Source organism: Tatumella sp. JGM94 (assembly GCF_018257595.1).
GTDB lineage: Bacteria > Pseudomonadota > Gammaproteobacteria > Enterobacterales > Enterobacteriaceae > Tatumella > Tatumella punctata.
The window spans coordinates 103736-116187 of the sequence record NZ_JAERJN010000001.1; the positions used below are offsets into that span (position 1 = coordinate 103736).

At 46.5% G+C, this 12452-nt stretch carries 13 protein-coding genes and 3 pseudogenes; 12 read left to right on the plus strand and 4 right to left on the minus strand.

Annotated elements, in window-relative coordinates; all coding sequences use genetic code 11:
- Window positions 1-401: 401 nt before the first annotated feature.
- Window positions 402-1142, plus strand: coding sequence for a carbonic anhydrase (locus tag JK216_RS00470; RefSeq protein ID WP_212711344.1), 741 nt, complete (start codon window positions 402-404; stop codon window positions 1140-1142).
- 252 nt (window positions 1143-1394) lie between these two features.
- Here JK216_RS00470 and JK216_RS00475 read toward each other — a convergent pair.
- A pseudogene (locus tag JK216_RS00475) lies at window positions 1395-1619 on the minus strand (hypothetical protein); the annotation flags it as partial.
- Window positions 1620-1621: 2 nt separating this feature from the next.
- Here JK216_RS00475 and JK216_RS00480 point away from each other — a divergent pair.
- The 8 genes and pseudogenes from JK216_RS00480 to tssD (JK216_RS00510) all read left to right on the plus strand — a co-directional run.
- Window positions 1622-1952, plus strand: a pseudogene (locus JK216_RS00480) (helix-turn-helix domain-containing protein); the annotation flags it as partial.
- Between the two features lie 38 nt (window positions 1953-1990).
- Window positions 1991-2683 carry a hypothetical protein gene (locus JK216_RS00485; RefSeq protein ID WP_212710146.1) on the plus strand — a complete coding sequence of 231 codons (693 nt, stop codon included), beginning with the start codon at window positions 1991-1993 and terminating at the stop codon, window positions 2681-2683.
- 2 nt (window positions 2684-2685) lie between these two features.
- Window positions 2686-2874, plus strand: coding sequence for a hypothetical protein (locus JK216_RS16965; RefSeq protein WP_249212940.1), 189 nt, complete (start codon window positions 2686-2688; stop codon window positions 2872-2874).
- 47 nt (window positions 2875-2921) lie between these two features.
- A complete protein-coding gene (gene tssD, locus JK216_RS00490; RefSeq protein WP_212711345.1) occupies window positions 2922-3401 on the plus strand; it encodes a type VI secretion system tube protein TssD in 480 nt (159 codons plus the stop codon).
- Between the two features lie 264 nt (window positions 3402-3665).
- Window positions 3666-4147, plus strand: a pseudogene (locus JK216_RS16970) (recombinase family protein); the annotation flags it as partial.
- 38 nt (window positions 4148-4185) lie between these two features.
- Entirely contained in the window at window positions 4186-4878 is a 693-nt protein-coding gene (locus tag JK216_RS00505; RefSeq protein WP_212706961.1) for a hypothetical protein, read from the plus strand.
- A gap of 3 nt (window positions 4879-4881) precedes the next feature.
- Entirely contained in the window at window positions 4882-5088 is a 207-nt protein-coding gene (locus JK216_RS17185; protein ID WP_349290148.1) for a hypothetical protein, read from the plus strand.
- Between the two features lie 26 nt (window positions 5089-5114).
- The gene (gene tssD / locus JK216_RS00510; RefSeq protein WP_212715372.1) at window positions 5115-5594 is read left to right on the plus strand and encodes a type VI secretion system tube protein TssD; all 480 of its coding nucleotides are present in this window, start codon (window positions 5115-5117) and stop codon (window positions 5592-5594) included.
- Window positions 5595-5748: 154 nt separating this feature from the next.
- On the opposite strand, the gene JK216_RS00515 is transcribed toward tssD (JK216_RS00510), so the two are convergent.
- On the minus strand, window positions 5749-6060 hold the full coding sequence (locus JK216_RS00515) for a cupin (protein ID WP_212706963.1): 312 nt from the start codon (window positions 6058-6060) through the stop codon (window positions 5749-5751).
- A 426-nt stretch (window positions 6061-6486) separates the two neighbouring features.
- On the opposite strand from JK216_RS00515, the gene JK216_RS00520 reads away from it, so the two are divergent.
- The 3 genes from JK216_RS00520 (at window position 6487) to JK216_RS00530 (ending at window position 10072) form a co-directional block, all read left to right on the plus strand.
- Entirely contained in the window at window positions 6487-7872 is a 1386-nt protein-coding gene (locus tag JK216_RS00520) for a diaminobutyrate--2-oxoglutarate transaminase (protein WP_212710150.1), read from the plus strand.
- Between the two features lie 13 nt (window positions 7873-7885).
- Window positions 7886-9352, plus strand: a complete 1467-nt coding sequence (locus JK216_RS00525; protein ID WP_212711690.1) for an aspartate aminotransferase family protein — start codon at window positions 7886-7888, stop codon at window positions 9350-9352.
- Between the two features lie 408 nt (window positions 9353-9760).
- Window positions 9761-10072 carry a hypothetical protein gene (locus tag JK216_RS00530; RefSeq protein WP_212711689.1) on the plus strand — a complete coding sequence of 104 codons (312 nt, stop codon included), beginning with the start codon at window positions 9761-9763 and terminating at the stop codon, window positions 10070-10072.
- An 11-nt stretch (window positions 10073-10083) separates the two neighbouring features.
- Here the strand turns inward: JK216_RS00530 and JK216_RS00535 are convergent, their stop codons facing one another.
- Window positions 10084-11184, minus strand: coding sequence for an ABC transporter substrate-binding protein (locus tag JK216_RS00535; protein ID WP_212711688.1), 1101 nt, complete (start codon window positions 11182-11184; stop codon window positions 10084-10086).
- Between the two features lie 553 nt (window positions 11185-11737).
- The gene (locus tag JK216_RS00540; RefSeq protein WP_349290149.1) at window positions 11738-12403 is read right to left on the minus strand and encodes a hypothetical protein; all 666 of its coding nucleotides are present in this window, start codon (window positions 12401-12403) and stop codon (window positions 11738-11740) included.
- Between the last annotated feature and the right edge of the window lie 49 nt (window positions 12404-12452).

Consider the following 12452-nt stretch of genomic DNA (forward strand, 5'->3'; position numbering starts at 1 on the left):
AGGGGCAGAGCCCTCCTGTGGCGGTGGCATATTATATCGGGTGGGAAATAATAGCGCGGATATATTTCCCGTCCGGAAAAAAACGAATGGTTAATTTTTGTACATGGACGAAAAAAACAACCCTGTGATAGCATTTCGCGAATTATAAACAGGCGACTTCAGCATTATGCTTTTTAATTCGTATAATTAAACTATTAATTTTTACACCAGTAAGACTACGATAAACGTTTTTATGTAAATAGTTTATTTTTATGTAAATAAACTCCACTCCGTTTATCTCTGTCAGTCGGTAAATACTCTGTGTGCTTATAAGTTTATATTCTGTTATTCATTTTTTTGTCTGTTGTTAATTAACTATGTTGTTTGTATTAATTTTTCCAATCCACCTTCAGGAGATGTACATGAAAGATAATCACCCGTTGCAGTCATCGCGCCGTGACGTATTGAAAAAAACCTTTGCCTTGTCACTGATATCAGTCACAGGCGCAGCGGCTATTCCGTTGCCGGCAATGGCGTTCAGCGATATCCTGAGTAAGGAAGAGCGTGATAAAATGACCCCTGATGAGATTATTGAACATTTCAGACAGGGTAATATCAGATTCCGTCAGAATAAGCCGATGGAGCATGATTACCTGGCGCAAAAACGCAGAACATCATCAGGACAATATCCTGCTGCAGTGATACTGAGTTGTATTGATTCGCGAGCCCCGGCTGAAATTGTACTGGATACAGGGATCGGTGAAGTATTTAATTCCCGGGTGGCAGGTAATATCAGTAACCGTGATATTCTGGGCAGTATGGAATATTCCTGTGCTATTGCAGGGGCAAAAGTTGTGTTTGTATTAGGTCATACCCGCTGCGGGGCTGTCCGCGGTGCGATAGATAATGCCGAACTGGGTAATCTGACTGGCTTGTTAAACGAAATTAAACCCGCGATTAGCCAGACCGTCTATCAGGGAGAACGAAAAGGAAGTAATTATGATTTTGTTGATGCAGTTTCCCGGAAAAATACAGAACTGACTATCGGTAATATCCGTAAAAATAGCCCGGTACTGAATTCCATGGAGCAGGAAGGAAAAATTAAGATTATTGGCGGGATGTACCATCTGATTGGCGGGCGGGTGGAAATCTTCGACGTCTGACGATATCCGCTGCTGATTTAACCGAAGGCAGGGATATAAAGAAACAACGCTTATGCCGTTACTTGCCTTATGTTATTAAGTTTATATACACACCTTTTGTCGCGAATTATAGCCGGATAATAACTGAGCGTTATTCACTCGGTGCTGGCAGTAATGACTTTCCTGTGCATTTGTCACCTGTACGCTGGCGATAGCCGGCTCTGTTATACCAGGGGTCAGCGTCATTTTTATCACAGTAACCCAACCTGCTTAAAGCGAAAGCAGACGTCCAATTTTAGACGTTTCACGCCGGTGTTTTTCCTGCACGTCTGCCATAAGCGGTTTAGCCCTGCTGCGGCTCTCATCCTCAAGCGGCTTCATATGGAAAAACATCGCATCCACCAGGTTGCCGCTGAACTGGCGATAGCGGATACAGGCATAACACAGAAGGTAAAGGCGGGACTGCTCAGGCTTCAGGTTACGTAGATCGTAAATGGTAAGTTCCGAATGCAAGAGAAATTGCTGATGCCCTTCAGACCCGTGGCGTGAAGCTTGCTCTGGGCAACAGATCCGATGGGTAAGATGTTTTTTAATGTGCTGGCGACGTTTGCCGGGTTTGAAGGCGATCTGATACGTCTTCGCACGCGCGAAGGGATGGCCATTGCACGGGCGAAAGGAAAACTGCGGGGGAAGCAGCCGAAGCTGTCAAATAAACAGCAGAAAGAGCTTTGCAGGATGCACGGAAGCGGCGAGTACTCTATCAGCGATCTGGCTGAATTATTCTCCGTCTCCCGTCCCACGGTCTATCGGACGCTTTCCCGTGGGAAATAATGGAAAATTGGATCTAATGAAATAAGCAAGGAGCAGTTATGTACTACAGAAATGAAGTTATAAGTTATTTGCAGGCTAATAAAATTCTTGCGTTAAAACTCGACCACGCATTAGCGGGGGTAGGAAAAGCCGTATCAAATCAGATTGATACAATCGGTGCAGGTGCAACGCGTGTGCTGTATTATACATCCTGCTTTACTGATGAATATCAGGATGTCTGCCAGAAACAAAAAAACGAAGATATTCGATTTACTAAAGGCGTTTATCATATTATAAGGCATGGAGATGTTGTGTATAACATGCTTAAAATTTACTTTGAAGAAGTATTCCGGTACAAAACGTCCGATCAACTAGAGCACATCAAACAACTGTTAATGGCAGTAAATATTCATATTGCCGCAAGCTCACTCACAAACACAGGATTTGCTTTAGCAACAGCATCATTTGTTGCTGCAGGCATGAATCTAAGTCTCGAACTCAGTGCACTGGCAGGGCGAAGAGCGGGCGGGGTTGTAGGAGCTATTGGCATATACGGTGTAGTCCAGAAAGCAGCAGATAGTGCGCATCGTCTTCACATGACTTATCCAGCGTACTACTCGGCGCTATATGCACAAGAGCTGGAAATGATGTACTTCCTGATAGAGCCATTGTTTGAACGAGCTGAGGCGTTTAATGCACAACGGGTATCGGATGGTGAAATTGCAGACATCATCACCAGGATGATTCGATAATCATGATGAATCTTATTAAAAGGTTTTTCAGACGGATATTCAGGTCATTGATATCGATGTACGGCCCTGCCATATTGACGCTTTTATTTGCAGTTGTCCTTTTTCAAATTTTCCCTGACGGACCAATATGGCCTGTCCCCATATTCTTCATTTTCGTGATCGTTATTTTTTATCGATATGTGAAATGGTAATCGTCAAAAGTTAGCATTATTTAATAATTTATCTATAAGGAAATGCTATGTCTACACCCGCACATTTATGGCTTGAAGATGAAAATGGTTCTCCGATTGTTGGCAACTGTTTAATGCCACTGCGACTGGGCTCTATCGAGTTAAAATCGTTTTCCCACGGTGTAACGATTCCGGTTGATCCGAGCCGGGGAAAACTTACAGGTACGCGCGTTCACCGCCCTGTCACAATAGTGAAAGAATTTGATCAGACAACGCCACTTCTGTATCGCGCTGTCTGCGAAGGCCGGACCATGAAGAAAGCGACAATCAAGATGTACCATATTCTGGAATCGGGCATTGAGGCTGAGTATTTCAATATCATTCTGGAAAACGTTAAGTTCACTACAGTTGCACCATACCTGTCACCTAACGGTATGAGTAGTACTCACCTTGAAACGCTCGAATTGCGTTATGAGGCGATTACCTGGAAGTATACGGAAGGAAATATTATCTATCGTGATTCATGGAACGATCGTTGTTGTGCCTGATAACGAAGGAAATCAGAGGAGGTGGATGCCTCCTCTGACACAACTGAGGAGAGACAATGCCGGCTCGGGGTATCTCGTGAAAGGTCGGAACAGATTAAATAACACCCTTACCCGAATTCCCAAGCCATAAGCCTGGCTTTCCCTCGATGGGACTTTAGACCGAACCTTGCTGTTCGATTACTAAAACCCTTCTTGGCACAGCGCTGCTGTTGCAGCCCTGGCAACCTTATACTTCAATCGATTCAGAGATCTCTAACGCATCATCTGGGCGTTTCCCCGGACCGGATTTATACCGATAAGGGACTGACCGGTTCAAATCGCCAGCGGTCCGGTCTGGATCAGGCTCTGGCGGCTGTTCGCCAGGGAGGCACGCTGGTCGTACCGAAACTGGACAGGCTGGCCCGTTCAGTTCCGGATGCAAGAGAAATTGCTGATGCCCTTCAGACCCGTGGCGTGAAGCTTGCTCTGGGCAACAGATCCGATGGGTAAGATGTTCTTTAATGTGCTGGCGACGTTTGCCGGGTTTGAAGGCGATCTGATACGTCTCCGCACGCGCGAAGGGATGGCCATTGCACGGGCGAAAGGAAAACTGCGGGGGAAGCAGCCGAAGCTGTCAAATAAACAGCAGAAAGAGCTTTGCAGGATGCACGGAAGCGGCGAGTACTCTATCAGCGATCTGGCTGAATTATTCTCCGTCTCCCGTCTCCCGTCCCACGGTCTATCGGACGCTTTCCCGTGGGAAATAATGGAAAATTGGATCTAATGAAATAAGCAAGGAGCAGTTATGTACTACAGAAATGAAGTTATAAGTTATTTGCAGGCTAATAAAATTCTTGCGTTAAAACTCGACCACGCATTAGCGGGGGTAGGAAAAGCCGTATCAAATCAGATTGATACAATCGGTGCAGGTGCAACGCGTGTGCTGTATTATACATCCTGTTTTACTGATGAATATCAGGATGTCTGCCAGAAACAAAAGTCTGAAGATATTCGATTTAAAAACGGTGTTGTTTATCTTCTTCGAAATGGTGATGTTGCATATGACATGCTAAAAATATATTTCGAGGAAATATTTAAATATAAAACTTCAGAGCAGCTTGAGCATATCAAAAAAATGCTTATGGCTGTTAATATCCATATTGCCGCAAGTTCACTCACAAGTGCGGGGTTTGCTTTAGCAACAGCATCATTTGTTGCTGCAGGCATGAATCTAAGTCTCGAACTCAGTGCAATAGCAGGGCGAAGAGCGGGAAGTGTTGCGGGGGTTATTAGCGTATATGGCGTTGTGCAGAAAGCGGCAGATAGTGCGCATAGTCTTCATATTACTTATCCAGCGTACTACTCAGCGTTATATGCTCAAGAACTGGAAATGATGTACTTCCTGATAGAACCATTGTTTGAGAGGGCTGAGGCATTTAAAGCACAATCGGCATCGGATGATGGTATTGCAGATATCATCACCAGGATGATTCGGTAAGTCATGATGAATCTTATTAAAAGATTTTTCAGGCGGGTATTCAGGTCATTAATTTCGTATTATGGCCCGGCAGTGCTGACAATAATTTTCGCTTTGGTTCAGGGTTTTTTATTCCCGGACAGCCCGATCTGGCTCATCCCTTTATTTTTTGTTTTTGTGATGGTTGTTTTATCTATATGTGAAATTGTAAAGATCAAACGCCGGCATTAACGTAAATTTATTTATAAGGAAATAATATGTCTACACCCGCACATTTATGGCTTGAAGATGAGAGCGGCTCTCCGGTAGTCGGTAGTTGCATGATGCCACTTCGGCTGGGTTCTATCGAGTTAAAATCATTCTCTCACGGTGTCACTATTCCGGTTGACCCGAGCCGGGGAAAACTTACAGGTACGCGCGTTCACCGCCCTGTCACAATAGTGAAAGAATTTGATCAGACAACGCCACTTCTGTATCGCGCTGTCTGCGAAGGCCGGACCATGAAGAAAGCGACAATCAAGATGTACCGTATTCTGGAATCGGGCATTGAGGCTGAGTATTTCAATATCATTCTGGAAAACGTTAAGTTCACTACAGTTGCACCATACCTGTCACCTAACGGTATGAGTAGTACTCACCTTGAAACGCTCGAATTGCGTTATGAGGCGATTACCTGGAAGTATACGGAAGGAAATATTATCTATCGTGATTCATGGAACGATCGTTGTTGTGCCTGATAACGAAGGAAATCAGAGGAGGTGGATGCCTCCTCTGACACAACTGAGGAGAGACAATGCCGGCTCGGGGTATCTCGTGAAAGGTCGGAACAGATTAAATAACACCCTTACCCGAATTCCCAAGCCATAAGCCTGGCTTTCCCTCGATGGGACTTTAGACCGAACCTTGCTGTTCGATTACTAAAACCCTACTAGCAACTTGAGGGTGTGCGACATGTTCAGTTCCTTCACTAGCATAAAAAATATCACCAACATGAAGTGTTTTTACCTTAATTTCATTCCCGATTTTGTAGTGCATATCAACAACTCCGTCCATAACAGCAAAAACCTCTTGCCCATCGTTGATATGCCATTTGTAAGGACTATCAGTCCAGTGTAATTTCACGCTAGTTTGGTCAAACATGGCAATAGGTAAAGACCCCCATGGCTTGTTACTTTCGAAATCCTTACTTCGAATAAATTTCATGGCTTTAGACTCACATTAAACAAATTTTGTTAGGAGTTCTACGCCGGAACCGCCGAAATTTCCGGCGTAGAACTCCATTATGGGCGCATTTATGTCCCGGTCAGCAGAGTATATAAACAACCTTAATATCGATATTCTTATCACCCATCCCCGTTCCTGATGCGGGCAGGCACATTTATCTGCCTGATTTTCTGCATGATAATCAGGCATCAGCACACCGGCTGATTAATTATAATGCAGCCAGCACTCCTTTCCCGGATTAACCTGTCTTTTATTGTTGATTCTTAAGGATATCTCCTGATTTTTCGCACAAATTAACTATTGAGCCGGCGGGTAAAAAAAACTATATTAGCCGCGCTTTATATACATCCTTTTTTTTAACTATTTTCAATCCGGCCAGTGCGTGGTCCGGGTTGTAGGAGTGATATGATGACGGATAAAGTCCGTATTAATACTTTGAGTGCTAATTCATTACCACAAAGCAATGAAAGCCTTCTGTCCAGACAAGCCGGATTCGAATCGAATGTCAGGAGTTATCCACGTAAACTGCCGCTGGCGATCACCAAAGCGCAGGGCGTATGGATCACCGATGCAGACAATAAACAGTATCTTGACTGCCTTGCCGGGGCCGGAACACTGGCACTGGGCCACAATCATCCGGAAGTGCTTCACAGCATCCAAAGTGTTATTTCCAGCGGCTTACCGTTACATACGCTTGATCTGACCACACCGTTAAAAGACGAATTCTCAGCCTATCTGCTGTCGCTGTTGCCGGGTGAAGGTAAAGAATATTGCCTGCAGTTTACCGGTCCTTCCGGGGCTGATGCAGTAGAAGCTGCTCTTAAGCTGGCCAAAAAAGCGACCGGCCGTAGCGGAATCATCAGTTTCTCCGGTGGTTACCATGGTATGACCCATGGCGCATTATCAGTGACCGGCAACCTGTCACCTAAAGAAGCTGTCGACGGCCTGATGCCGGAAGTACAGTTTATGCCTTATCCGAACCAGTACCGTTGCCCGCTGGGTATCGGCGGTGAAGCCGGTACGCAAGCGCTGGGTTATTACTTCGAAAACCTGATCAACGATGTTGAAAGTGGTGTCCGCAAACCTGCGGCGGTAATTCTGGAAGCAGTGCAGGGTGAAGGTGGTGTTAACCCTGCGCCGGTTGAGTGGCTGCAGCGTATCCGTAAAGTTACCCGTGAACATGGCATTGTGCTGATTATTGATGAAGTGCAGGCTGGTTTTGCCCGGACCGGTAAACTGTTTGCCTTCGAACATGCGGGAATTGAGCCGGATATTATCGTGATGTCTAAAGCGGTCGGCGGAAGCCTGCCTCTGGCGGTGCTGGGCATTAAGAAAGATATTGATGTCTGGTCACCCGGCCACCACACAGGGACGTTCCGCGGTAACCAGATGGCGATGGCCACCGGTTTGACAACCCTGAAAATCCTGAAAGAAGAGAATATTGCCGCGAAAGTGGCTGCTCAGGGAGAATGGCTGACGGGCAGGTTACAGGAGTTGCAGAAACGTTATCCGGTGATTGGGCAGGTTCGTGGCCCGGGACTGATGATTGGTATTGAAATCGTTAACCCTCAGCTGCCTCAGGACGCTATGGGCTGCTACCCGGCAGATGGTGAGCTGGCAGGCCTGCTGCAGAAAACCTGCTTTGAAGAAGGGCTGATTCTGGAACGCGGTGGCCGCCATGGTTGCGTATTACGTCTGCTGCCGTCGCTGCTGATCACTAACGATGAGCTGGACATTTTCCTGGAAAAATTTGAGCGTGCATTGCTGAGTGCCGGCGTTCAGCCAGCCTAAGCGGAGTCATAATATGTCAGATATTAATCCGATCCTTTGCGGATCGGCCGAAAGTATAGCTGCCTACCAGGCGGCTATCGAACAGAGTTCACAGGCCGTTGTGCAGTGGTTACAGCAGCCTGAGATGTATCAGGGGAAAACGGCCGGGCAATTACGTGAGCGTATTAATCTTGAGTTCACGGCTCAGGGACTGGGTAACCAGGCTGCCATTGAACGTGCCGTCGAGTTTTTCCTGAAGGACAGTCTGTCGGTTCATAATCCGCAGTGTGTGGCACATTTGCATTGTCCGAGTCTGGTGATCAGCCAGGCGGCAGAAGTCCTGATTAACGCCACGAACCAGAGTATGGATTCCTGGGATCAAAGCCCGTCCGCGACTATTATTGAAGTCAGACTGATTGAATGGTTGCGTGAACGGGTCGGGTTTCCGGCCGGTGATGCCGGAGTGTTCACCAGTGGCGGTACTCAGAGTAACCTGATGGGGTTAATGCTGGCCCGTGATGCCTTTTTTGCCCGCCAGGGACATTCTGTACAACAGCAAGGACTGACAGGCGACCTGAGCAAAATTAAAGTGTTTTGTTCCGAGCACGCCCACTTTTCGGTACAGAAAAATATGGCGCTGATGGGGCTGGGCTACCGGTCAGTGACTCTGGTAAAAACCGATGCCTTCTCGCGGATGGATATCAATGATCTGCAACAGAAACTGGCACAGGCGAAGGCTGACGGTGAGCAGGTACTGGCGATAGTTGCAACCGCCGGAACCACCGATGCCGGTGCTATCGATCCGTTAACTGAAATCACGGCGCTGGCAGCAGAACAGGATATCTGGGTTCATGTGGATGCAGCCTGGGGCGGGGCATTACTGCTCTCTGAAAAGTATCGTCATTACCTGCAGGGGCTGCAGGCGGCTGACTCAGTGACTCTCGACTTCCATAAGCAGTTTTTCCAGACAATCAGTTGTGGCGCGTTCCTGTTAAAAGATGCCCGCCATTATGAATTGATGCGCTATCAGGCGGCTTATCTGAACTCCGATTTTGATGAAGAGCAGGGGGTTCCAAACCTGGTCTCTAAATCACTGCAAACCACCAGACGTTTTGATGCCCTGAAATTATGGATGGGTCTGGAAGCGCTGGGCCAGAAGAAGTATGCAGAAATTATCGATAACGGGGTGTCTCTGGCACAGCAGGTTGCGGCCTGTATTAAGACGCAGCCAAATCTGCAACTGGTGATGGAGCCACAGCTGGCCAGTGTGTTATTCCGTTATGTTCCGCAAAATCGCACCGTCGATGCGGCTATAGGGTTACTGAATCAGCATATTGGCGATACATTGCTGGCATCAGGGAGTGCCAATGTCGGTGTGACTGAAGCCGATGGTATTACCTGTCTGAAACTAACATTGTTAAATCCGGTGGTTAATTTAGCGGATGTAAACGTGCTGCTTAACAGCGTACAGCAGTGTGGTGCGGAGTTATTTAACGCCTGATCACTCAGTCAAAACCGGTAATTTAGTGTTACCGGTTTTTTTATACACACGTTAGTTACAACATACAATTATGTCTTTTAATAGACAGGTGCAAAACATCAGCCACAGAAATTAATCATTATTTCCGGCAACCTTATCGTTATCAACGGGGGACCGGAAGCATATCTGATGTCCGTATAAATGGTATTCCGCACCTTCGCAAGCCCATTTTCGGGGAGATTACCCGGCATGGAAGAAGGTGCTATCGACATGAAAAATACCCGTCATAGTACCGGGAATAGTGATTGATTGAGAACTACGCTTAAATCGGGAGAATAGTTGAAAAACAGCCTCAGTATACAATATTTTCCGTTTCCCAAACGGAGCCATGTTATGCTGAATTATCATCTTCAGAAGAGGTTTTTGGTTATGGCTGATAAAAAAATGATTTCCATCGACCAGTTCGATACTGAGGATCGGCAAGCAATACAGATACTTTATCACCAGTTAATCGAAAAATACCGGCAACGCACGGGCAGGCTGCCAGATGTAAAAAAAGAAAAAGAGTTTACTGCTGAAGCCAGACAACAAATCATGTCACAGAAAGTCAGCAGAGAAAAAGCAGCCGCTGAAAAGGCGCAAAAAAAACCAGCCCGAAAGAAAAAACCACAGTCACTCGCGGCCAGTGAAGTAAAAGACTTTAACTGGTCGGCATCCGTCGCCAAAGGCCGCCGATGCTGACCAGTTAAGATTCAGTTATTCACCCAATAGGTTCCCGTTTCAGGTAATGACAGGAATTGCTGGTTCATCTGGTGCAGAGTTTGTTCCGGAGAGAGATCAGCAAATAATTGCGGATGAAATTTTTTGGCGAAAAATTCAACAGCAAGTAAATGCCATGGACTCATATAAAAATTTTGCCAGAGGGCAGAAGCATGATGATTCCTGACTGCCGGTAATAATCTGGCGGTGCTGTCACTGTCCAGCACCGCCGAAAATGAAGCTTTAGCCTGGACGGCCGACACCTGCGACCCCAGTTGCAGCTGGCCTGCCTTTTCCGGCCCGGCAGACCCGGTGGCGATATATATATCAGGATTCTCGACTAATAACGTCTCCGGGCTTAGCTGGCCAAAGACGGAAGAAAACCGGCCTGCCGCAATATTATCGCCTCCGGCGAAAGCAATAAGCTCGGCCAGATTACCGTGGGATACGGTCGTGCAGCATACATTTTTTTTCCCGAGATTTAATTGTAAAAATACCCGCGGCTTAGCCCCATGCCAGCCGGAGAGGCGATCACGGATTAATTGCATATGTTGCTGATAAAAAGCAATAAAACGTTCAGTTTTTGCCTGATCATTCAGCGCCTGTCCCAGAGTTCTCAGACTGTTCACCGTATTGCCTAACAGGTCTACCCGGAAATCAAGAAACAGCACCGGAATATGGGCCGCGGACAATTTGTTTACAAAGGAATCAGTCTCTGGCGGGGTTCGGGCATATACCGGCAGGATCACCAGATCCGGTCGCAGACTGATAATCTTCTCCGGATTTAACTGAGAAAAGTTAGAATTACCAATTAATGGAATACCGGCAATTTCCGGATACGCTTTAATGTATCTGTCCAGGGTCTGACTATCCAGACGACTTAAATCTGCCGGCCAGCCGACAACACGCCTGACCGGGTTACCGTCTTCAACCAGGGCCAGGGTATAAATCATCCGGCTTTCGCCAATAACAATCCGCTGCGGGTTGTCCGGAACAGTCACTTGTCGCTGCAAACTGTCCGTCAGCACTTTACTCTGTGCTGCAACCGGTAATACCAGTGCCAGCAAAAAGCATAGGTTCTTTATTGCTCTCATTAAAACTCCTGTAAAGTGAACCGCCACAGACAGTTCGCTTTATTGTGATTAGCGATCAGACCCCGGCCGCCATTAACTTCAAATTGCGAATTATACCTGCAGATGACTCCCGGGTAATAGTTATGATGCTTGTACGCTCAACCGCACAGCGATTTCTTTAAGTGAGAGACATAAGCCGTATCGCAAAACGGTATTTCAGTGAGAAACGAAGCCATACTGTACAGATTACCGGCAATCCGGGGGAGGGTGCGCTACGTGAATTCTGAGAGAAAAGCAGGGGTCTGACCCTGCAGATTTCACACAGGACAAGCTGTTCAATATCACATTTTTACCATTCCAACATAATATCCGCGGAGCAGATAGCGATAGCAGGGATAACCACGGCGGATAACTAACGCAATTTAAATATATTCATGAAAAATGCGTGGCATATCAGGCACAGAAAATGATGATGCTCAAAGATCCGGTATTACGGGATACGTATAAAACGGGGAGCTACAGCCCGTAATCCGATACCTGAGGACATAATACTGAATATGATAAATTTGATTGTTTATTTCAACAACGACAATAATCTTTGATAATCAGGGTTAACCTGGCGGACATGCTCTTCATTTCCATCAGGGTAGGTTATAACCATCCCGACTCCTCGTTGCTTATCCGCCTCAAGTGACACGTTTTTTTCCGCATGAAACATTGGCTCTATCACTATATTTTTAGTATTCCGAAGCCTGTAACGCCTGCTCGATTGTTCATAATCCGTATTCCCCCCGAACATTTCAATAATTGTCTCGTTAAACATATGACTGATATATGTCATCGGGAAAAAATCCGTTTTTAAATCAAGGTCTCCACTGACTTCTTTTGCCCTTCCTGTTCCATATCCGTCACTGAGCCCGTAATCATCAAAATCAAAGATATAGCTGGTTTCAATAACCTTTTTACCCGTCACCAGGGGGTTGCTGTCAGAAATCTTAAAACTGACGCGCAGAGAATTAAGCTGCCACTGGCATGGGCCGCCGCCGTCAACGGCGATATTCTGCTGCAGGATATCGCCGCTACCCTGTGGTCTGAACGCCTGTTTAAAACCGTTAAACCCCCGAATTTCATAGGCTTTATTACTCGAATTATAGTCTTTGCTCTTACACCGTTCGGAGCGGTAAAGCATCTGCATCGGCAACAGCGTAATACCCTCAGGTACCCTGATGGTCACCGTCACCCGCCGCGCATTATCCGGCGGTAACAGTGTTTGATCCGTACGCCCATCA

Coding starts and splice junctions, on each gene's coding strand:
- JK216_RS00470 (WP_212711344.1), top strand. CDS start 402: ATGAAAGATAATCACCCGTTGCAGTCATCGCGCCGTGACGTATTGAAA.
- JK216_RS00485 (WP_212710146.1), top strand. CDS start 1,991: ATGTACTACAGAAATGAAGTTATAAGTTATTTGCAGGCTAATAAAATT.
- JK216_RS16965 (WP_249212940.1), top strand. CDS start 2,686: ATGATGAATCTTATTAAAAGGTTTTTCAGACGGATATTCAGGTCATTG.
- tssD (WP_212711345.1), top strand. CDS start 2,922: ATGTCTACACCCGCACATTTATGGCTTGAAGATGAAAATGGTTCTCCG.
- JK216_RS00505 (WP_212706961.1), top strand. CDS start 4,186: ATGTACTACAGAAATGAAGTTATAAGTTATTTGCAGGCTAATAAAATT.
- JK216_RS17185 (WP_349290148.1), top strand. CDS start 4,882: ATGATGAATCTTATTAAAAGATTTTTCAGGCGGGTATTCAGGTCATTA.
- tssD (WP_212715372.1), top strand. CDS start 5,115: ATGTCTACACCCGCACATTTATGGCTTGAAGATGAGAGCGGCTCTCCG.
- JK216_RS00515 (WP_212706963.1), bottom strand. CDS start 6,060: ATGAAATTTATTCGAAGTAAGGATTTCGAAAGTAACAAGCCATGGGGG.
- JK216_RS00520 (WP_212710150.1), top strand. CDS start 6,487: ATGATGACGGATAAAGTCCGTATTAATACTTTGAGTGCTAATTCATTA.
- JK216_RS00525 (WP_212711690.1), top strand. CDS start 7,886: ATGTCAGATATTAATCCGATCCTTTGCGGATCGGCCGAAAGTATAGCT.
- JK216_RS00530 (WP_212711689.1), top strand. CDS start 9,761: ATGGCTGATAAAAAAATGATTTCCATCGACCAGTTCGATACTGAGGAT.
- JK216_RS00535 (WP_212711688.1), bottom strand. CDS start 11,184: ATGAGAGCAATAAAGAACCTATGCTTTTTGCTGGCACTGGTATTACCG.